The sequence below is a fragment of the Pseudomonas sp. R1-15 genome, assembly GCF_051132085.1.
Classification (GTDB): Bacteria; Pseudomonadota; Gammaproteobacteria; order Pseudomonadales; family Pseudomonadaceae; genus Aquipseudomonas.
Map to the genome: position 1 here is coordinate 5888008 of NZ_CP071660.1, position 19532 is coordinate 5907539.

20 protein-coding genes are annotated in these 19532 nt (G+C 62.3%); 14 read left to right on the top strand and 6 right to left on the bottom strand.

The annotated features are described in order from the left end of the window. Complete coding sequence (gene argB, locus J3P97_RS26730; RefSeq protein ID WP_305497915.1) at positions 1-906, top strand: acetylglutamate kinase; 906 nt, start codon at positions 1-3, stop codon at positions 904-906. Between the two features lie 193 nt (positions 907-1099). Here argB and pyrE read toward each other — a convergent pair whose 3' ends face one another. Then, complete coding sequence (gene pyrE, locus J3P97_RS26735; RefSeq protein ID WP_434570908.1) at positions 1100-1744, bottom strand: orotate phosphoribosyltransferase; 645 nt, start codon at positions 1742-1744, stop codon at positions 1100-1102. Positions 1745-1826: 82 nt separating this feature from the next. Between pyrE and J3P97_RS26740 the strand changes: the two genes are divergently transcribed. Next, entirely contained in the window at positions 1827-2606 is a 780-nt protein-coding gene (locus J3P97_RS26740; RefSeq protein WP_013694557.1) for an exodeoxyribonuclease III, read from the top strand. A gap of 174 nt (positions 2607-2780) precedes the next feature. Here J3P97_RS26740 and J3P97_RS26745 read toward each other — a convergent pair whose 3' ends face one another. Then, complete coding sequence (locus J3P97_RS26745; protein WP_434570906.1) at positions 2781-3149, bottom strand: DUF4870 domain-containing protein; 369 nt, start codon at positions 3147-3149, stop codon at positions 2781-2783. A gap of 30 nt (positions 3150-3179) precedes the next feature. Continuing rightward, positions 3180-3902, bottom strand: coding sequence for a ribonuclease PH (gene rph, locus J3P97_RS26750; protein ID WP_434570905.1), 723 nt, complete (start codon positions 3900-3902; stop codon positions 3180-3182). Positions 3903-4166: 264 nt separating this feature from the next. Here rph and J3P97_RS26755 point away from each other — a divergent pair, with 264 nt between their 5' ends. The 6 genes from J3P97_RS26755 to J3P97_RS26780 all read left to right on the top strand — a co-directional run bounded on the left by J3P97_RS26755 (position 4167) and on the right by J3P97_RS26780 (position 9472). Further along, a complete protein-coding gene (locus tag J3P97_RS26755) occupies positions 4167-5030 on the top strand; it encodes a YicC/YloC family endoribonuclease (protein ID WP_305497911.1) in 864 nt (287 codons plus the stop codon). Between the two features lie 12 nt (positions 5031-5042). Beyond that, positions 5043-5663, top strand: coding sequence for a guanylate kinase (gene gmk / locus J3P97_RS26760; protein ID WP_305497909.1), 621 nt, complete (start codon positions 5043-5045; stop codon positions 5661-5663). Between the two features lie 167 nt (positions 5664-5830). Further along, positions 5831-6094, top strand: coding sequence for a DNA-directed RNA polymerase subunit omega (gene rpoZ / locus J3P97_RS26765; protein WP_003177259.1), 264 nt, complete (start codon positions 5831-5833; stop codon positions 6092-6094). Between the two features lie 60 nt (positions 6095-6154). After that, positions 6155-8260, top strand: a complete 2106-nt coding sequence (spoT, locus tag J3P97_RS26770; protein ID WP_407682909.1) for a bifunctional GTP diphosphokinase/guanosine-3',5'-bis pyrophosphate 3'-pyrophosphohydrolase — start codon at positions 6155-6157, stop codon at positions 8258-8260. Between the two features lie 35 nt (positions 8261-8295). After that, positions 8296-8676, top strand: coding sequence for a RidA family protein (locus J3P97_RS26775; protein ID WP_030142177.1), 381 nt, complete (start codon positions 8296-8298; stop codon positions 8674-8676). A gap of 55 nt (positions 8677-8731) precedes the next feature. Next, a complete protein-coding gene (locus tag J3P97_RS26780; protein ID WP_434602252.1) occupies positions 8732-9472 on the top strand; it encodes a hypothetical protein in 741 nt (246 codons plus the stop codon). Between the two features lie 118 nt (positions 9473-9590). Here J3P97_RS26780 and J3P97_RS26785 read toward each other — a convergent pair whose 3' ends face one another. Then, positions 9591-10448 (bottom strand): SDR family oxidoreductase, encoded by an 858-nt coding sequence (locus tag J3P97_RS26785; RefSeq protein WP_434570898.1) that lies wholly within the window; start codon positions 10446-10448, stop codon positions 9591-9593. A gap of 188 nt (positions 10449-10636) precedes the next feature. On the opposite strand from J3P97_RS26785, the gene exbB reads away from it, so the two are divergent. The 6 genes from exbB to J3P97_RS26815 all read left to right on the top strand — a co-directional run bounded on the left by exbB (position 10637) and on the right by J3P97_RS26815 (position 17587). Beyond that, positions 10637-11608 carry a tonB-system energizer ExbB gene (exbB, locus tag J3P97_RS26790; protein ID WP_434673112.1) on the top strand — a complete coding sequence of 324 codons (972 nt, stop codon included), beginning with the start codon at positions 10637-10639 and terminating at the stop codon, positions 11606-11608. A 6-nt stretch (positions 11609-11614) separates the two neighbouring features. Then, a complete protein-coding gene (exbD, locus tag J3P97_RS26795) occupies positions 11615-12043 on the top strand; it encodes a TonB system transport protein ExbD (protein WP_434602255.1) in 429 nt (142 codons plus the stop codon). Continuing rightward, on the top strand, positions 12040-12795 hold the full coding sequence (locus J3P97_RS26800) for an energy transducer TonB family protein (RefSeq protein WP_305497900.1): 756 nt from the start codon (positions 12040-12042) through the stop codon (positions 12793-12795). The genes exbD and J3P97_RS26800 overlap by 4 nt, the downstream gene beginning before the upstream one ends. A gap of 309 nt (positions 12796-13104) precedes the next feature. Further along, a complete protein-coding gene (locus J3P97_RS26805) occupies positions 13105-14025 on the top strand; it encodes a hydrogen peroxide-inducible genes activator (protein WP_030142183.1) in 921 nt (306 codons plus the stop codon). 9 nt (positions 14026-14034) lie between these two features. Continuing rightward, positions 14035-16110: an ATP-dependent DNA helicase RecG gene (gene recG, locus J3P97_RS26810; RefSeq protein ID WP_434654704.1), complete on the top strand. Its 2076-nt coding sequence runs from the start codon at positions 14035-14037 to the stop codon at positions 16108-16110. A 79-nt stretch (positions 16111-16189) separates the two neighbouring features. Beyond that, positions 16190-17587, top strand: coding sequence for an HDOD domain-containing protein (locus tag J3P97_RS26815; protein WP_434673113.1), 1398 nt, complete (start codon positions 16190-16192; stop codon positions 17585-17587). A gap of 203 nt (positions 17588-17790) precedes the next feature. On the opposite strand, the gene J3P97_RS26820 is transcribed toward J3P97_RS26815, so the two are convergent. After that, the gene (locus J3P97_RS26820; protein ID WP_434673114.1) at positions 17791-18171 is read right to left on the bottom strand and encodes a helicase; all 381 of its coding nucleotides are present in this window, start codon (positions 18169-18171) and stop codon (positions 17791-17793) included. 365 nt (positions 18172-18536) lie between these two features. Then, entirely contained in the window at positions 18537-19478 is a 942-nt protein-coding gene (gene tagQ, locus J3P97_RS26825) for a type VI secretion system-associated lipoprotein TagQ (protein WP_305497890.1), read from the bottom strand. Between the last annotated feature and the right edge of the window lie 54 nt (positions 19479-19532).

A 19532-nucleotide genomic window follows, 5' to 3' on the forward strand; every position in this document is an offset into this window, starting at 1 on the left:
ATGACCCTCGAACGCGAAGCCGCCGCCAACACCGCCAAGGTCCTGTCCGAAGCGTTGCCTTATATCCGACGCTACGTCGGCAAGACCCTGGTGATCAAGTACGGCGGCAACGCGATGGAAAGCGAGGAGCTCAAGACCGGCTTCGCCCGCGACATCGTGCTGATGAAGGCGGTGGGCATCAACCCGGTGGTGGTTCACGGCGGTGGCCCGCAAATCGGCGACCTGCTCAAGCGCCTGTCGATCGAAAGCCACTTCATCGACGGCATGCGCGTGACCGATGCGCAGACCATGGATGTGGTGGAGATGGTCCTCGGCGGCCAGGTGAACAAGGACATCGTCAATCTGATCAACCGCCACGGCGGCAGCGCCATCGGCCTGACCGGCAAGGACGCCGAACTGATCCGGGCGAAGAAACTCACCGTAACCCGCCAGACGCCGGAGATGACTCAGCCGGAAATCATCGACATCGGCCAGGTCGGCGAAGTGGTCGGCATCAACACCGATCTGCTGAACCTGCTGGTCAAGGGCGACTTCATTCCGGTCATCGCGCCGATCGGCGTGGGCGCCAATGGCGAGTCGTACAACATCAACGCCGACCTGGTGGCCGGCAAGGTTGCCGAAGCGCTGAAAGCCGAGAAGTTGATGCTGCTGACCAACATCGCCGGCCTGATGGACAAGACCGGCAAGGTCCTGACCGGGTTGTCGACCCAGCAAGTCGACGATTTGATCGCCGATGGCACCATCTACGGCGGCATGCTGCCGAAGATCCGTTGCGCGCTGGAAGCGGTCCAGGGCGGTGTTGGCAGTTCGCTGATCATCGACGGCCGCGTGCCGAATGCGATCCTCCTGGAGATCTTCACCGATACCGGTGTGGGTACGCTGATCAGCAATCGCAAGCGTCATTAAGCGACACCTGTAAAAAAAAGACCCCGCTCAACCTGGTTGAGCGGGGTCTTTTTCATCACTTCTTCAGAAGATGCTTATGTGGCGAGGGAGCTTGCTCCCGCTCGGTTGCGTAGCGACCGTAAAGTATTGGGGCCGCTGCGCAGCCCAGCGGGAGCAAGCTCCCTCGCCACAAGATCAAAACCAGCGGGGCTTTTTAGACACCGAACTGGGCGCGATAGGCCTCAACCGCCGGCAAATGCTGCTTGAGCTGCGGATCATCGGCCAAGAACTCCAGCACCTGGTTCAGCGACACAATGCTGATCACCGGGATACCGAAGTCGCGCTCCACTTCCTGGATCGCCGACAGCTCACCGTTACCGCGCTCCTGGCGGTTCAGGGCGATCAACACGCCGGCAGCCTTGGCGCCTTCCTGGGAAGCGATGATCTGCATCACCTCGCGAATGGCGGTCCCGGCGGTGATGACGTCATCGATGATCAGCACTTCGCCGGTCAACGGCGCGCCGACCAGGCTTCCGCCTTCACCGTGAGCCTTGGCTTCCTTGCGGTTGAAGCACCAGGGCAGGTCACGGCCATGGTGCTCGGCCAGGGCGACGGCGGTAGTGGCGGCCAATGGGATGCCCTTGTAGGCCGGGCCGAACAGCACGTCGAACGGAATGCCGCTTTCAACGATGGCGGCGGCATAGAACCGGCCCAACTGCGCCAGGGCGGTTCCGCTGTTGAACAGGCCGGCGTTGAAGAAGTACGGGCTGGTGCGCCCGGACTTGAGGGTGAATTCACCGAAGCGCAAAACGCCGCGATCGATGGCAAAGCGAATGAAATCGCGCTGATACGCCTGCATGAAAAAAGCCTCAAATACCGCGGATTTAGCTAAATAGGTAGACGGCGTGTATCATACACGCACGTGATTTTTGGGGCCATTTATGCGGATCATCAGTGTGAACGTCAATGGTATTCAGGCTGCAGTGGAGCGTGGTTTGCTCAGTTGGCTGCAAGCACAGAATGCCGACGTCATCTGCCTGCAGGACACCCGCGCCTCCGCCTTTGAACTGGACGATGCAGCCTTCCAACTGGACGGTTACTTCCTTTACGCCTGCGATGCCGAAGTCCCTGCCCAGGGTGGCGTGGCTTTGTACTCGCGGCTGCAACCGAAGGCTGTCATCAACGGTCTCGGTTTCGAGACGGCGGACCGCTACGGGCGCTACCTGCAAGCCGATTTCGACAAGGTCAGCATCGCGACCTTGCTGCTCCCTTCGGGGCAGAACGGCGATGAAGATTTGAATCAGAAATTCAAGTTGATGGACGACTTCGCCCGTTACCTTGATAAACAGCGGCGCAAACGTCGCGAGTACATTTATTGTGGCTCGCTGTACGTGGCGCAACAGAAGCTGGATATCAAGAACTGGCGCGACAGCCAGCAGTCGCCTGGCTTCCTGGCGCCGGAACGGGCCTGGATGGACGAGATCATCGGCAACATGGGTTATGTCGACGCCCTGCGCGAAGTCAGCCGCGAAGGCGACCAGTACAGCTGGTGGCCGGATAACGAGCAGGCAGAGATGCTCAACCTCGGCTGGCGCTTCGATTACCAACTGCTGACGCCCGGGCTGCGCCGCTTCGTCCGCAGCGCCCGCCTGCCACGTCAGCCGCGGTTCTCGCAGCATGCGCCGCTGATCGTGGACTACGACTGGACGCTGACCATCTAGGTCATTTTCGTACCCATAAAAAAACCGACAGCAATGTCGGTTTTTTTATGAGCGCCGAAACAACTGTGGGAGCGAGCCTGCTCGCGATAGCGGTGGGTCAGCCGACATCAATGCTGACTGATAGATCGCCATCGCGAGCAGGCTCGCTCCCACAGGGGATATATGTGCTGCTCGTTACTTGACCAGCCGCCAGGTAAACGGATACCGATACGGCTGCCCTTCATTGGCCTTCACCCCAGCAATGATGGTCAGCACCAGCGCACCGATCGCCACCAGGCCAAACAGGAAGAAACCAATCACCACGATCATCAGCAGCAAGCTGATCGCCGCGGCGATCGCCACAGTGATCTGGAAGTTCAGCGCTTCCTTGCCCTGGGCATCGATGAACGGGTCGGATTCACGCTTGAGCTGCCAGATGACCAGCGGCCCGATCAGCGAACCGAACGGAATGAAAATGCCCAATAGTGCAGACAGGTGACAAAACATTGCCCACTGCCGCGCTTCTCTGCTCGGCTGGGGCAACAGGACTTGCTCATCACTCATGACACTCTCCTTGTCTGAAGCGCAAAAAAATCAGTCGGCCAACGCGGCCTTTTGCAATTCGAAGATTTCGCCCATGCCTTTCTTCGCCAGCTCCAGCATAGCGGTCAATTCTTCCGGCTGGAACGGCGCGCCCTCGGCGGTGCCCTGGACTTCGATGAAGCCGCCGGCACTGGTCATGACCACGTTCAGGTCGGTCTCGGCAGCGGAGTCTTCCAGGTAATCCAGGTCCAGCACCGGCTCGCCCTGGTACATGCCCACCGACACCGCGGCGATCATTTGCTTGAGCGGATCGCCGCCCTTGAGGCCGCCACGCTTCTTGATCACTTTCAAGGCATCGGCCAGCGCAACCATGGCACCGGTGATGGAGGCGGTGCGGGTGCCGCCATCAGCCTGGATCACGTCGCAATCAACATACAGCGTCACATCGCCGAGCTTGGACATGTCCAGCGCGGCGCGCAGCGAGCGACCGATCAGACGCTGGATTTCCAGGGTCCGTCCGCCCTGCTTGCCACGACTGGCCTCGCGCTGGTTCCGCTCGCCGGTAGCCCGCGGCAGCATGCCGTATTCGGCAGTCAACCAACCCTGGCCCTGGCCCTTGAGGAAACGAGGCACGCCGTTTTCGACGCTGACGGTGCAGATGACCTTGGTATCACCGAACTCCACCAGTACAGATCCCTCGGCGTGTTTGGTGTAGTTGCGGGTAATGCGGATCGAGCGAAGCTGATCGGCAGCGCGACCACTTGGACGTTTCATAGGGAACACCTGTACAGAGGACGGAAAACTGCCGGCATTATAGAGCCGCGGACCGCGAGAGGGCAGTTTAAAAAAGCCGACGCGACCGGCGAGCGCGCCGAAAGCCCCGCCCGACGGGCTGCAGCGCTTTGTAACCGGAGCTGTTTGGGCGCTTGCGTCCCACTGCGCTACAATCCTGCGCCTTTGCTGCCCTTCGGCATCCACCCACAGATCCCAGGCCCCACAATCAACGGTTGTGGCCAGCCTGCATTGCGAGGAACCCCCATGGTGCACAGCATGACCGCCTTCGCCCGCGTTGAAAAGGCCGGCGCCCAAGGCACGCTGAGCTGGGAGCTGCGCTCGGTCAACAGCCGTTACCTGGAGCCGCACCTGCGCTTGCCCGAGTCCTTCCGCGACCTCGAAGGCGGCGTGCGTGAAGCGCTGCGCCAGGGCCTGTCCCGGGGCAAACTGGAATGTACCCTGCGGTTTACCGAAGAGAGCAGCGGCAAAACCTTGCAAGTGGACCGCGAGCGAGCCGCGCAATTGGTCGCCGCCGCCGAAACCGTCGCCAGCCTGATCAACAATCCCGCCGCCCTGAACCCACTGGAAGTCCTGGCCTGGCCGGGCGTGTTGGTGGGTGACGCGAGCGACCCGCAGGCGCTGAACGCCGAGGCCCTGGCGTTGTTCAATCAAGGGCTGAACGAGCTCAAGGCCGGCCGCGAGCGCGAAGGCGCGGAACTGGCCCGACTGATCAACGAGCGCCTGACCTCCATTGAAGAGGACGTCGCCACCCTGCGCGAACTCGTTCCGCAGATGCTCGCCACCCAGCGCCAGAAAGTCCTCGACCGCTTCGCCGACATGAAGGCGGAGCTGGACCCGCAGCGCCTGGAACAGGAAATGGTCATGCTCGCCCAGAAGAGCGACGTGGCCGAAGAACTGGATCGCCTGAGCACCCACATCATTGAAGTCCGCCGGGTGCTCAAGTCCGGTGGCGCGGCCGGCCGCCGCCTCGACTTCCTGATGCAGGAGCTCAACCGCGAAGCCAATACACTGGGCTCCAAAGCCTTCGACCCGCGCAGCACCCAGGCGGCGGTCAACCTCAAGGTGTTGATCGAACAAATGCGCGAACAAGTGCAGAACATTGAGTAAGGCTAACCCGACATGACCCACAGCACTGGCACCCTCTACATCATTTCCGCGCCCTCCGGCGCCGGCAAGACCAGCCTGGTCAAGGCGTTGATCGACGCCGAGCCGCAAATTCGCGTCTCGGTCTCCCACACCACCCGCGCCATGCGTCCTGGTGAAGTGAACGGCGTGAATTATCACTTCGTCGACCGCGAAGAGTTCGTGCGGATGGCCGAACACGGGGACTTCCTGGAGCGCGCCGAAGTCTTTGGCAATCTCTACGGCACCTCGCAAAGCGTCCTCCAGCAGACCCTGGACGAAGGCCATGACCTGATCCTGGAAATCGACTGGCAAGGTGCCGAGCAGGTGCGCAAGTTGATGCCCCAGGCCCGCTCGATCTTCATCCTGCCGCCGAGCCAGCAGGCCTTGCGCCAGCGCCTGACCAACCGTGGCCAGGACAGCGACGAGATCATCGAAGGGCGGATGCGTGAAGCGGTCAGCGAAATGAGTCACTACGTTGACTACGATTACCTGATCATCAACGACGATTTCTCCCACGCGCTGGACGACCTGAAGGCAATTTTCCGCGCCAGCCAGCTCCAGCAGAAACGCCAGCAGCAACGTTTCGGTAAATTACTGGCCGAACTGCTGGGCTGAACAGCCCTTCCCAAAACCGCTGCGACGGCTTTACATTGGTAGTCGCAGCGCGCCGAGGGGTTTGCTCAAAAAATCAGCGCTTCCCTAAACGCTGGTGTTTTTTTAAACTGTCGAGTCCGCTCGCCCAACCGGGCAGCGCGCATATTGCATTCGCTCCGAGGAATACCATGGCCCGCGTAACCGTTGAAGACTGCCTAGAACACGTGGAAAACCGCTTTGAGCTGGTCATGCTCTCTACCAAGCGTGCCCGTCAACTGGCCACCGGTGGCAAAGAGCCGTTGGTCCAGTGGGAAAACGACAAGCCTACCGTGGTAGCGCTGCGTGAAATCGCCGAAGGCCTGATGAGCTACGAGTTCATCGCCAACGCTGAAATCGTTGAAGACGAACCGCTGTTCGCAGCGTTCGAGGACGAGTCCAACGAGGCGGTCTAAGCCTATGCCTGGTCGACGTAGCACGGCGCGGGGTCACAGCAGACGGCAGGAGTCATCATCATGCCGAGCATAGACGCCCTCGCCGATCGCTTATCGGCCTACCTCGGCACGGACCAGGTCAACCTGGTCCGCCGAGCCTATTTCTACGCCGAACAAGCCCACGACGGCCAGCGCCGCCGCAGCGGCGAGGCGTACGTCACGCACCCGCTTGCGGTGGCGAATATTCTTGCCGACATGCACATGGACCATCAGAGCCTGATGGCGGCGATGCTGCATGACGTGATCGAAGACACCGGCATTGCCAAGGAAGCGCTGCAAGCGCAGTTCGGCGAAACCGTGGCCGAGCTGGTCGACGGGGTCAGCAAGCTGACCCAAATGAACTTCGAGACCAAGGCCGAGGCTCAGGCCGAGAACTTCCAGAAAATGGCCATGGCCATGGCGCGCGACATCCGGGTGATCCTGGTCAAGCTCGCCGACCGCTTGCACAATATGCGCACCCTGGAAGTGCTGTCCGGCGAAAAACGCCGGCGCATCGCCAAGGAAACCCTGGAAATCTATGCACCCATCGCCAACCGGCTGGGTATGCACGCGATCCGCATCGAGTTCGAGGACCTGGGCTTCAAGGCCATGCACCCGATGCGTTCGGCGCGGATCAACCAGGCCGTCAAGCGCGCCCGGGGCAATCGCAAGGAAATCGTCAACAAGATCGAAGAGTCGCTGAGCCACTGCCTCGCAATCGACGGCATCGAAGGCGAAGTCAGCGGGCGGCAGAAACACCTCTACGGCATCTACAAGAAAATGCGCGGCAAGCGCCGAGCCTTCAACGAGATCATGGACGTCTACGCGTTCCGGATCATCGTCGACAAGGTCGATACCTGCTACCGCGTGCTCGGTGCTGTACATAATCTGTACAAACCATTGCCGGGGCGCTTCAAGGACTACATCGCGATCCCCAAGGCCAACGGCTACCAGTCGCTGCATACCACGCTGTTCGGCATGCATGGCGTACCGATCGAAATCCAGATCCGCACCCGTGAAATGGAAGAGATGGCCAACAACGGCATCGCCGCCCACTGGCTGTACAAATCCAGCGGCGATGAACAGCCCAAGAGCACTCACGCCCGCGCCCGTCAATGGGTCAAGGGCGTGCTGGAAATGCAGCAGCGCGCCGGCAACTCCCTGGAATTCATCGAAAGCGTCAAGATCGACCTGTTCCCGGACGAGGTCTACGTCTTCACGCCCAAGGGCCGGATCATGGAGCTGCCCAAAGGCTCCACCGCGGTGGATTTCGCCTACGCCGTGCACACCGACGTCGGCAACAGCTGCATCGCCTGTCGCATCAATCGCCGCCTGGCCCCGTTGTCCGAACCGCTGCAAAGCGGCTCGACGGTGGAAATCGTCAGCGCCCCCGGCGCGCGGCCGAACCCGGCGTGGCTCAATTTCGTGGTCACCGGCAAGGCCCGCACGCACATCCGTCACGCGCTGAAGCTGCAACGTCGCTCCGAATCCATCAGCCTTGGCGAACGCCTGCTGAACAAAGTGCTGAACGGTTTCGACAGCTCGCTGGACAAGATCCCGGCCGAGCGCGTGCAGGTCATGCTCAACGAATACCGTCTCGAACTGATCGAAGACCTGCTCGAAGACATCGGCCTGGGCAATCGTATGGCCTATGTCGTTGCCCGCCGCCTGCTCGGCGAAGGCGAACAGCTGCCAAGCCCCGAAGGTCCGCTGGCGATTCGCGGTACCGAGGGCCTGGTGCTCAGCTACGCCAAGTGCTGCACGCCGATACCGGGCGACCCGATTGTCGGCCACCTGTCCGCCGGCAAGGGGATGGTGGTGCACCTGGACAACTGCCGCAACATCAGCGAAATCCGCCACAACCCGGAAAAATGCATCCAGCTTTCGTGGGCCAAGGATGTCACCGGCGAATTCAACGTCGAGCTGCGCGTCGAACTCGAACACCAGCGCGGCCTGATCGCCTTGCTGGCGAGCAGCGTCAACGCCGCCGACGGCAACATCGAGAAAATCAGCATGGACGAACGCGACGGCCGCATCAGCGTCGTCCAACTGGTGGTCAGCGTGCACGACCGTGTGCACCTGGCCCGCGTGATCAAGAAACTGCGCGCCCTGACCGGGGTCATTCGCATCACCCGCATGCGCGCATAGCGCTTTATAGCCGCCCTCATTACAAGGAGTCATGAATGACCAAGACCGTTATTTCCAGCGACAAGGCCCCGGCCGCCATCGGTACTTATTCCCAGGCGATCAAGGCGGGCAACACGGTGTACATGTCGGGCCAGATCCCGCTGGACCCGAAAACCATGGAGCTGGTCGAGGGCTTCGAAGCCCAGACCGTGCAGGTCTTCGAAAACCTGAAGGCCGTGGCCGAAGCTGCCGGCGGTTCGTTCAAGGACATCGTCAAGCTCAACATCTTCCTCACCGACCTGAGCCACTTCGCCAAGGTCAACGAGATCATGGGCAAGTATTTCGACCAGCCTTACCCTGCCCGCGCCGCCATTGGCGTGGCCGCCCTGCCGAAGGGTGCCCAGGTCGAGATGGACGCCATCCTGGTCATCGAGTAATAAACCCGGCGCAGCTTCCTCCGCTGCGCCGTTTTCGTTCTGAAAGGATTCCTCCATGCGCAACGCGCTTGCTTTCTCGCTGCTCGCCCTGATTCTCGGCGGTTGCGCCAGCGACCCTGCCGACCGTGACATCAGCGGCACCTGGATCAACCAGGCCGCCATTGACGCTGCCGCCAAGGGCGGCCCTTTGCGCGAAGCGCTGCAAGGCTACGGCCCGAACCTGGAATGGGACGTCAACACCCGGGCCGGCCAGGCGCGCTATACCAACGGCTTTGAAAACGTCGAAGGCAAGCTGCTCGGCGAAGAAGACGGTGCCTGGAAAGTCGATTTTTATGGCAGCTCGGCCAGCGAACTGAAGCGCGACGGCGACCAACTGAGCCAGGCTGCCACCGAAAACGAACCGCAGCAGGTATTCGAGCGCGCCAAGGTGCAGGTCCCGGACGGCGCGCCCATCGGCGCCAGCTTCGAGCGGGCACTGTATGGCGCCTACCTGGGCGGCACCTGGAACATCGCCGAAGGCCCCGGCCAAGGCGCCACGGTGCAATTCCAGCCCGACGGCCAGGTCAGCGGCCTGCCGGGCGCTGATCGCTACGCCTTGTGCCTGGCCGGCGACTGCGCCTCGATGAGCGGCGGCAACGACAACATCTGGCTGCAGCAGAACGGCCAGGGCAACACCTGGATCTTCGCGCGTAATGGCAAGAAGCTGGAGATCTTCCAGACCGTGAATGCGGCGCTGGCCGATGAGATGCCTTCGTTCACGCCGGGTGACCGGCGCTGGGTACTGGAGAAACAGTAATCCCTGTGGGAGCGAGCCTGCTCGCGAAAGCGGTGTGACAGTCAACGCTGACGTTGAATGTCATGACCTCTTCGCGAGCAGGCTCGCTCCCACAGTTGTTTTTGGTGTGCCGGGAAAGTCAGCAGCGCCCTTCCAGAATCGCCGCATACCCCTCGCGATAACTCGGATAACGGGGCACCCAGCCCAACGCCTTCGCCCGGGCATTGCTGCAACGCTTGCTACCCGTGCGACGCACGCTGGCGTCATCGGCCCACTCGGTCACGCCCAGATATTCGCGTAGCCAACCCACCACTTCGGCCAACGGCGCAGGTGCATCGTCGACACCGATGTAGAAATCCTCCAACTGTACGCCCTGCCGATCCTTTTCCAACAGAAACGCCAGCAATCCAGCAGCATCGTCCGCATGAATCCGGTTGCCATAGAGCGGCGGCTCCGTCGCCACGCGATAACCCCGACGCACTTGCGTGAGCAGCCATTCGCGGCCCGGGCCATAAATGCCCGTCAGGCGAAGGACACTTGCGCGAATACCGCTCTTGAGTGCTACCTGCTCGGCCTCAAGCATCAGGCGTCCGGAATAGCCGGTAGCGACAGTCTCGGAGGTCTCATCGATCCATGCACCGTCCTGCTGGCCATACACGCTGCTGCTGGATACAAAAATCAGTCGATCGGGCACCTGTCCATAGTCACCCAACCAACTCAGCACGTTCTGCAGCCCCTGGACGTAAGCCTTCCGATAGCCATCCTCATCGTGGTCGGTGGCGGCGGCGCAATAAACCACATAATCGATAGCGCCCACCGGCCAAGTCATTGGGCAGTCTTCGTTGAACAGGTCGCCGGCAACGCCAGTCACACCCTCCGGCAACCGCGAGACATCACGGCGCAGGCCGTAAACATGCCAGCCAGCCGCCAGCAATTTCGTGGCCAGGCGACCGCCGACATCACCACAACCGGCAATCAAAACAGAAGGCGCGGGCATCAGGATCTCCTTTTGGAAAAGCCGCAGCCTAGCTGCCAGAGGGACCAGCGGCTAGCCATGCGACAAAAAAAGTAACTGTATTACTTTTGTTAACAAGAATTACTTGCAATAATGCTCGCCACTTTTGTTCTCGGCCTCACGAGGCCTGGAAGAACATCAACCTTCTTTTCCTCTCAGGTCCGGCCAGCATGACACGCTCTCTTTCTTCCGCTTCGCCAACCAACCGACCTCGCGCCTGGGGCGCCGTGGCAGCCTTGCTGCTCAGCCTGGTGCTGGCGCCGAGCGCCGCCTTCGCTGATGCACAGACGCCCGCCACGACACCGGCCACCGCGCCTGCTGCCGCACAGGCACCTGCCGACCCGGCCGCCCCTGTTGCGACGCCGGTGGCCACGGATCCGGCCCAGGCCGTCGACGCCGAGGCACCCCAAGTGCTCGAAGCCGACAACACCCTGGGCATGGCCCACGACCTGTCGCCCTGGGGCATGTACAAGAACGCCGACGTCGTCGTCAAAGCCGTGATGATCGGCCTGGCCATTGCCTCGATCATCACCTGGACCATCTGGATCGCCAAAGGCTTCGAGCTGCTGGGTGCCAAGCGCCGCTTGCGTGGCGAGATCGCCGCCCTGAAAAAAGCCGCCACCCTCAAGGAAGCCAGCACCACCGCCGGCAAGGAAGGCACCCTCGCCAACCTGCTGGTGCACGATGCGCTCGAAGAGATGCGCCTGTCGGCCAACAGCCGCGAGAAGGAAGGCATCAAGGAACGCGTGAGCTTCCGTCTCGAGCGCCTGGTCGCGGCCTGCGGTCGCAACATGAGTAGCGGCACCGGTGTGCTCGCCACCATCGGTTCCACCGCGCCCTTCGTCGGCCTGTTCGGCACCGTGTGGGGGATCATGAACAGCTTCATCGGCATCGCCAAGACCCAGACCACCAACCTCGCCGTCGTTGCTCCCGGCATCGCCGAAGCCTTGCTGGCGACGGCTTTAGGCCTGGTCGCAGCGATCCCCGCCGTGGTCATCTATAACGTCTTCGCCCGCTCCATTGCCGGCTACAAGGCCCAGGTCTCCGACGCTTCGGCCGAAGTCCTGCTGCTGGTCAGTCGCGACCTCGACCACCTGCCGCCCGAGCGCAGCTCGCAACCGCACATGGTGAAAGTGGGGTAATCGGCCATGGGCCTGCATTTGAAAGAAGGCGCAGACGACGATCTGGCCGAGAACCACGAAATCAACGTCACGCCATTCATTGACGTGATGCTGGTGCTGTTGATCATCTTCATGGTGGCCGCCCCGCTCGCCACCGTGGACATCAAGGTAGACCTCCCCGCGTCGACGGCCAAGCCTTCGCCACGCCCGGAGAAACCGGTGTTCCTGAGCGTCAAGGCCGACCAGCGCCTGTTCCTCGGTGAAGAGGAAATCAAGGTCGACAGCCTCGGCGCGACCCTGGACGCCAGGACCCAGGGCAAGAAAGACACGACGATCTTCTTCCAGGCCGACAAAGGCGTGGACTACGGCGACCTGATGAGCGTGATGGACGCACTTCGTGGCGCCGGCTACCTGAAGGTCGGTCTGGTCGGACTCGAGACGGCGCCGAAGAAATGATCACGACGCGCCAAAAGCTGACGCGTTACAGCGGTAGCCTGGCCGTGGTGCTGGGCGTGCATGCGCTTGCCATCGCACTGGCGCTGAACTGGACGACGCGTGCGCCCATCGAATTGCCTCCCCAGGCGATGATGGTCGAACTGGCGCCGGTTCCAGCACCGCCACCGCCTGCGCCGCCAAAAGTCGTCACGCCGCCGCAACCGCCCGAGCCGGTCGAAGAGCTGCCGCTGCCTAAACTGGCCGAGGCGCCGAAGGCGGAAATCGCCGTGCCCAAACCGGTCAAGCCAAAGCCAAAACCACAGCCGCCCAAGCCAAAGCCGGTGGAGAAAAAGCCGGAGCCGCCGAAGGAAACGCCGTCGGAGCAAAAGCCCGCCGACACTCAGCCGACCCAGGCACCGACGGAGAAGTCCGCGCAACCGGCCCCTGGCCCATCGCCCGCGCAGATGGCCGCCAAGGCCAGTTGGCAAGGTACGTTGCTGGCGCACCTGGGCAAGTACAAGAAGTACCCGGCCAGCGCCCAGGCACGTGGCAAGGAAGGCATGAACCGCTTGCGGTTCGTGGTGGATGCCGAAGGCAACGTGGTGTCGTTCGAATTGGTGGGCAAGTCAGGCAACGCCGATCTGGACCGGGCCACCCTGGAAATGATCCGCCGCGCCCAACCGCTGCCCAAGCCACCGGCCGACCTGCTGAGCAACGGCACGGTCGAACTGACGGCACCGTTCCTGTACTCCATCGACAAGCGCCGGCGCTGACCCAAATACCCAATGGCAGGGTGAATCTTGTGGCGAGGGAGCTTGCTCCCGCTGGGCCGCGCAGCGGCCCCAAACCGGTGAATGCAATGCATCAGACTGATCACCTCCACCGAACCGGGGCCTGCTGCGCAGGCCAGCGGGAGCAAGCTCCCTCGCCACGATGAAACCAAGGCATCGAAAGATGCCTTTTTCATATCCGGCAACGACCACACAGGCATTCGCCAGTGTCGCACCGCGCCTCCAGTCTGATAACGTGCGTCTATCGATTGCAGCCGGTATGCTTGGCTTGCAACTTCACGGACGCTCGCCATGACCCTCACAGAATTACGCTACATCGTGACCCTCGCCCAAGAGCAGCATTTCGGCCATGCGGCCGAGCGTTGCCATGTCAGCCAACCGACGCTGTCGGTGGGCGTGAAAAAGCTTGAAGACGAACTCGGTGTGCTTATTTTCGAGCGCAGCAAAAGCGCGGTGCGCCTGACGCCGGTCGGTGAAGGCATCGTCGCCCAGGCGCAAAAAGTCCTGGAACAGGCCCAGGGCATTCGCGAACTGGCCCAGGCCGGCAAGAACCAGCTGACTGCCCCGCTGAAAGTCGGCGCGATCTACACCGTCGGCCCGTACCTGTTCCCGCACCTGATCCCGCAACTGCACCGGGTCGCCCCGCAGATGCCGTTGTACATCGAAGAAAACTTCACCCATGTGCTGCGCGACAAGCTGCGCAACGGTGAGCTGGACGCGATCATCATCGCCCTGCCGTTCAACGAAGCCGATGTCCTGACCCTGCCGCTCTACGACGAGCCGTTCTACGTCCTGATGCCGGCCCAACACCCGTGGACCCAGAAAAAAACCATCGACGCCGCCCTGCTCAATGACAAGAGCCTGCTGTTGCTTGGCGAAGGCCACTGCTTCCGCGACCAGGTGCTCGAAGCCTGCCCGACCCTGACCAAGGGCAGCGAAGGCGCCAAGCACACCACGGTGGAATCCAGCTCCCTGGAAACCATTCGCCACATGGTCGCCTCCGGCCTGGGCATTTCGATCCTGCCGCTGTCGGCGGTGGACAGCCATCATTACTCACCCGGCGTGATCGAAGTCCGTCCATTGACCGCGCCGGTGCCGTTCCGCACCGTTGCCATCGCCTGGCGCGCCAGCTTCCCGCGACCCAAGGCCATCGAGATCCTCGCCGATTCGATCCGCCTGTGTTCCGTGGCCAAGCCGCCCGCCGCCAAGTAAGCCGCTGCCATGACTGAGCTGTCGAAAGTGCCGGTCACGGCACTCAAGGGTGTCGGTGAAGCCATGGCCGAGAAACTCGCCAAGGTCGGCCTGGAAACCCTCCAGGACGTGCTATTCCACCTGCCGCTGCGTTACCAGGATCGCACCCGCGTGGTGCCCATCGGCCATTTGCGACCCGGGCAGGATGCGGTGGTGGAAGGCACGGTCAGCGGCGCCGACGTGGTCATGGGCCGGCGGCGCAGCCTGGTGGTGCGCCTGCAGGACGGCACGGGTGGGCTCAGCCTGCGCTTCTACCATTTCAGCAACGCGCAAAAGGAAGGCCTCAAGCGGGGCACCCGCGTGCGCTGCTACGGCGAGGCGCGGCCCGGCGCCTCGGGGCTGGAAATTTATCACCCGGAATACCGCGCGATTACCGGCGATGAACCGCCACCCGTGGCTGAAACCCTGACGCCGGTCTACCCGCTCACCGAAGGCCTGACCCAACAGCGCTTGCGCCAGCTCTGCCAGCAGACCCTGACGATGCTCGGCCCCACCAGCCTGCCGGACTGGCTGCCCAAGGAACTGGCGCGGGACTATCAATTGGCGCCGTTGGCCGACGCGATTCGTTATCTGCACCACCCGCCCGCCGATGCCGACGTCGAAGAACTCGCCCTTGGACATCACTGGGCCCAGCATCGCCTGGCGTTCGAAGAGCTATTGACCCATCAACTGTCCCAGCAACGCCTGCGCGAAAGCCTGCGCTCGCTGCGCGCCCCGGCCATGCCCAAGGCGACAGAACTGCCGGCCCGCTACCTGGCCAATCTGGGTTTCACCCCCACCGGCGCCCAGCAACGGGTCGGCAATGAAATTGCCTACGACCTGAGCCAGCCCGAGCCGATGCTGCGGTTGATCCAGGGCGATGTCGGCGCCGGCAAGACCGTGGTCGCCGCTCTCGCCGCGCTGCAAGCGCTGGAGGCGGGTTATCAGGTGGCGTTGATGGCGCCGACCGAGATTCTCGCCGAACAGCACTTCATCACTTTCCAGCGCTGGCTCGAACCGCTGGGCATTGAAGTCGCCTGGCTGGCCGGCAAGCTCAAGGGCAAGAACCGCGTCGCCGCCCTGGCGCAGATAGCCGAGGGCGCGCCGATGGTGGTCGGCACGCACGCCCTGTTCCAGAACGAAGTGCAGTTCAAGAACCTGGCCTTGGTGATCATCGACGAACAACACCGCTTCGGCGTCCAGCAACGCCTGGCCCTGCGGCAGAAAGGCGTGGGCGGACGAATGTGCCCGCACCAGTTGATCATGACCGCCACACCGATTCCGCGGACCCTGGCGATGAGCGCCTACGCCGACCTCGACACCTCGATCCTCGACGAACTGCCGCCCGGCCGCACGCCGGTCAACACCGTGCTGGTCACCGACACCCGGCGGGTCGAAGTGATCGAGCGCGTGCGCAGCGCCTGCGCCGAAGGCCGGCAAGCCTATTGGGTGTGCACCTTGATCGAGGAATCGGAAGAGCTGACCTGCCAGGCGGCTGAAACCACCTTCGAGGACCTCACCGCCGCCCTTGGCGAACTGAAGGTCGGGCTGATCCACGGTCGCATGAAGCCTGCCGAGAAAGCCGCGGTCATGGCCGAATTCAAGGCCGGCGCCTTGCAATTGCTGGTTGCGACCACGGTGATCGAGGTCGGCGTCGACGTGCCCAACGCCAGCCTGATGATCATCGAGAACCCCGAGCGCCTGGGCCTGGCGCAGTTGCACCAGTTGCGTGGCCGGGTCGGCCGGGGCAGCGCGGCCAGCCATTGCGTGTTGCTGTACCACCCGCCGCTGTCACAGATCGGCCGCCAGCGGCTGGGCATCATGCGTGAAACCAATGACGGTTTCGTCATCGCCGAAAAAGACCTCGAACTGCGCGGCCCGGGTGAAATGCTCGGCACGCGCCAGACCGGTCTGCTTCAATTCAAGGTAGCCGACCTGATGCGCGACGCCGACCTGCTCCCTGCTGTCCGCGACGCCGCCCAGGCGTTGCTGGAGCGCTGGCCGGACCACGTCAGCCCGCTGTTGGATCGCTGGTTGCGCCACGGGCAGCAATACGGCCAAGTGTGAGCACGCGCTCAGTTTTCTGGACGCGCCTGCCCGACAAGCTGGTTATACTGACCAACTTGTAGGAAAACGGATACAGACCATGACCGAAGCTGCCCTCGTCCCCGAAACCCCGCACGCTCCGTCTGTTATTCGGCAGTTGCTCGAGAAATTGGGCATCGCCTTTGACAAAGTCATCGAGCGACCGGGCTTGAACCCCGCTCGTAAAGTGCAGGCCGTGCTGTTGCACGACGCTGTCGGCGCGCTCATGGTCCTGTTTCCGCAAAACCAGTTGCTGGACCTCAACCGGCTGGCCGAGCTCACCGGTCGTAAACTCACGGCTGTGCCGACCGAGCGCCTGGAACGCATGCTCGGCAAGCACAACCTGAGCCTGCTGCCCGGCCTGCCAGCGCTGACCAGCTCGCCGTGCCTGTATGAAGAAGGCCTGCTGCGCGAGCCGAAACTGTTGATCAATTCCGGCGAGCCGGGGCTGCTGCTGGAAGTCACCAGCGAAGCCTTCAAGACCATGCTCACCAAGGCCAGCGCCGCGACGTTCGGCGAGCCTTTGAGCAATATCACGCCAAACCTGGACCGCCCGGACGACGACCGCAAGGAAATCACCATGGCCGTGCAGGCCTTCACCGCGCGGCGTATCCAGCAACGCCTGGAAGAAACCATCGAGATTCCGCCGCTGGCCGAAACCGCGCAGAAGATCATCAAGTTGCGGGTCGATCCCGACGCGACCATTGATGACATCACTGGCGTGGTGGAAACCGACCCGGCCCTGGCCGCGCAAGTGGTGAGCTGGGCCGCGTCGCCGTACTACGCCTCGCCGGGCAAGATTCGCTCGGTGGAAGACGCGATTGTCCGGGTGCTGGGCTTCGACCTGGTGATCAACCTGGCGCTGGGCCTGGCCCTGGGCAAGACCCTGAGCCTGCCCAAGGACCATCCGCAACACACCACGCCTTACTGGCAACAATCGATCTACACCGCAGCCGTCATCGAAGGCCTGACCCGCGCCATGCCGCGCGCCCAGCGCCCCGAAGGCGGCCTGACCTACCTGTCGGGGCTGCTGCACAACTTCGGCTATCTGTTGCTGGCCCACGTGTTCCCGCCGCATTTCTCACTGATCTGCCGGCACTTGGAGGTCAACCCGCACCTGTGCCACAGCTACGTGGAGCAGCACTTGCTGGGCATCAGTCGCGAGCAGATTGGCGCCTGGCTGATGCGCTACTGGGACATGCCCGACGAACTGGCCACCGCCCTGCGCTTCCAGCACGACCCGCACTATGACGGCGAATACGCCGCCTACCCGAACCTGGTGTGCCTGGCCGTGCGCCTGCTGCGCTCGCGCAGCATCGGCTCGGGCCCGGACGAGGACATCCCGGACTCGCTGCTCGAACGCGTGGGGCTGACCCGGGAAAAGGCCAACGACGTGGTGAGCAAAGTGCTCGAAGCCGAAGTGCTGCTGCGGGAACTGGCTTCGCAGTTCAGCCATTGATCAGCTGCTGGACAAGCTCACTGATGAGCCTCCGTGGCGAGGGAGCTTGCTCCCGCTCGGCTGCGCAGCAGTCGCGAAACCAGCCGACGCGATCCGCCTGAAGGATCGCGCCAGCCCATCTTGGGGCCGCTGCGCAGCCCAGCGGGAGCAAGCTCCCTCGCCACGGGTGTTAACCATGACCCCGGACCAAACAGGGATCTTGGTTAAACCTTCTTCGGTTTCCTCGGCTTCAGGTACTTCATCAACCCCTGAAACCAAATCACCAGCGCCGGGTTGCCTTTGATCTGGATCGACTTGTCCTGGATCCCGGTCATGAATGCCAACTGCTTGTTCTTCGCCTGCATCGTGGCGAAGCCATAGGCTGCATCCTTGAAGGCGATGGCGAAGGCCGGTGTCGGGTAGACACCGGAGTGGCTGGTGATGCGCTGGTTCTTCACGGTGTAATGCCTGGCGACCTTGCCGTCCAGGGTTTGCAACTGGAACACCAACTCCCGGTCGGCCAACTGTTGCTGGAACGCCGGATTGTTACGACTGGCCTTGCCCATCAACAACCCGAGCATCCACAGCAGCAAACGAAATTTCATGGGCACAGCCTCGTGAGAAAATGAACGGCCGGCGCAGTTTAGCGATTCCGCACCAGAACGCCATCATCGAATCCGGTTTGCGGAAGATAGACCTGTAATCCTGCATGATGACTGCCAAGTCACGTTTTACATTGATGCCGACTGAACGGACGCTTTCGCGAGCGGGCTCGCTCCCACAGGGATTTGGGGTTGATGCGGATCTTTCAGCTACACACAAAAAACTGTGGGAGCGAGCCTGCTCGCGAAAGCGGTGCCTCAGTCGACATCAATGCCAACTGAACGGACGCTATCGCGAGCAAGCGCGCTCCCACAGGTTTTACGCGATGATCACCCCCCTGAGGGAGTGACCAACCGTCATCAATCAATCAGACATTCGGGCAAGGCACCGGTGCCCAATCGCCCAGGTCCGGGTTTTTGCACATGCTGTTGACCTGGGTGGTGCCGGCGCTGGCGACCTGCTTGCCTTCATCCTGCTTGGCCTTGGCAGTCTGCAGGGTCTTCTCGGTGGCGACCGCTTCTTTCGGCACGGTTGGCAGCTCTTTCTTCTTCGCCGGCGTCACTTTCTTTTTATTCTTGGTGCTGGTCTGTGCCGCCACAACTTGCGTGGTATCAGCAGTGGCCACGGTCACCACGTCGGTACGCTGCACACCCACTTGCTGCAGGTCTTTTTCATAGGCCTGGGTGTAGTTGTTCAGGTCTTCGGCGGCTTTGCCGTTCACGGCGACGATCAGGTCGTTGGACTCTTTCAGGCCGGCAACGATTTCCGCCAAGCGCTTGCGGCCTTCGGTGTCGTTGACGGTCTTGGCCTTGCGGTCGGCGACCAGTTTGCTGAACGCGTTCTGGTAGCACTGTTGCGAAGCCTTGGCGTACGCGGTGCTGCGGTCGATGTCCGAAGCACTTTTGCTGACATCGGCGGCGTAGGAGGCGATGCGCATGTTGTCATCGGCGATCTGCTTCTGGCGCTCGGTGTAGTAACCGGCTGCGCCACCGGCCAGGGCGCCGCCCGCGGCACCGATGGCGGCATTGCGGCCACGGTCTTCCTTGTCAGCGGTCAGCGCGCCCAGCAAGGCACCGCCGACGGCGCCGACGGCTGCGCCGGTGACCACCGACTTGGTCATGTTGCCTTCAGTGGAGCGCAGGTGCTGCACCGGCTCGTAGCAGTTCGGGTAGTACTCGACCTTGGTGCTCGAAGCGACCTTGGAGGTCGGCGACGTGGCGCAGCCGGTCAGCACGGTGCTGAAGCCAACAGCGACCATCAGCAAATGACGCTTGGAAACCGAAGCAAAAGGTTTACGGGAGAAAAGCATAGTTGTGTTCTCGTTTAAGTTTTGACCAGCTCAGCACAGCCCTATCGCCGCCTG

Excerpts from the sequence above, each read along its gene's own strand:
- argB (WP_305497915.1), top strand. The coding sequence starts at position 1 with ATGACCCTCGAACGCGAAGCCGCCGCCAACACCGCCAAGGTCCTGTCC.
- pyrE (WP_434570908.1), bottom strand. The coding sequence starts at position 1,744 with ATGCAGGCGTATCAGCGCGATTTCATTCGCTTTGCCATCGATCGCGGC.
- J3P97_RS26740 (WP_013694557.1), top strand. The coding sequence starts at position 1,827 with ATGCGGATCATCAGTGTGAACGTCAATGGTATTCAGGCTGCAGTGGAG.
- J3P97_RS26745 (WP_434570906.1), bottom strand. The coding sequence starts at position 3,149 with ATGAGTGATGAGCAAGTCCTGTTGCCCCAGCCGAGCAGAGAAGCGCGG.
- rph (WP_434570905.1), bottom strand. The coding sequence starts at position 3,902 with ATGAAACGTCCAAGTGGTCGCGCTGCCGATCAGCTTCGCTCGATCCGC.
- J3P97_RS26755 (WP_305497911.1), top strand. The coding sequence starts at position 4,167 with ATGGTGCACAGCATGACCGCCTTCGCCCGCGTTGAAAAGGCCGGCGCC.
- gmk (WP_305497909.1), top strand. The coding sequence starts at position 5,043 with ATGACCCACAGCACTGGCACCCTCTACATCATTTCCGCGCCCTCCGGC.
- rpoZ (WP_003177259.1), top strand. The coding sequence starts at position 5,831 with ATGGCCCGCGTAACCGTTGAAGACTGCCTAGAACACGTGGAAAACCGC.
- spoT (WP_407682909.1), top strand. The coding sequence starts at position 6,155 with ATGCCGAGCATAGACGCCCTCGCCGATCGCTTATCGGCCTACCTCGGC.
- J3P97_RS26775 (WP_030142177.1), top strand. The coding sequence starts at position 8,296 with ATGACCAAGACCGTTATTTCCAGCGACAAGGCCCCGGCCGCCATCGGT.
- J3P97_RS26780 (WP_434602252.1), top strand. The coding sequence starts at position 8,732 with ATGCGCAACGCGCTTGCTTTCTCGCTGCTCGCCCTGATTCTCGGCGGT.
- J3P97_RS26785 (WP_434570898.1), bottom strand. The coding sequence starts at position 10,448 with ATGCCCGCGCCTTCTGTTTTGATTGCCGGTTGTGGTGATGTCGGCGGT.
- exbB (WP_434673112.1), top strand. The coding sequence starts at position 10,637 with ATGACACGCTCTCTTTCTTCCGCTTCGCCAACCAACCGACCTCGCGCC.
- exbD (WP_434602255.1), top strand. The coding sequence starts at position 11,615 with ATGGGCCTGCATTTGAAAGAAGGCGCAGACGACGATCTGGCCGAGAAC.
- J3P97_RS26800 (WP_305497900.1), top strand. The coding sequence starts at position 12,040 with ATGATCACGACGCGCCAAAAGCTGACGCGTTACAGCGGTAGCCTGGCC.
- J3P97_RS26805 (WP_030142183.1), top strand. The coding sequence starts at position 13,105 with ATGACCCTCACAGAATTACGCTACATCGTGACCCTCGCCCAAGAGCAG.
- recG (WP_434654704.1), top strand. The coding sequence starts at position 14,035 with ATGACTGAGCTGTCGAAAGTGCCGGTCACGGCACTCAAGGGTGTCGGT.
- J3P97_RS26815 (WP_434673113.1), top strand. The coding sequence starts at position 16,190 with ATGACCGAAGCTGCCCTCGTCCCCGAAACCCCGCACGCTCCGTCTGTT.
- J3P97_RS26820 (WP_434673114.1), bottom strand. The coding sequence starts at position 18,171 with ATGAAATTTCGTTTGCTGCTGTGGATGCTCGGGTTGTTGATGGGCAAG.
- tagQ (WP_305497890.1), bottom strand. The coding sequence starts at position 19,478 with ATGCTTTTCTCCCGTAAACCTTTTGCTTCGGTTTCCAAGCGTCATTTG.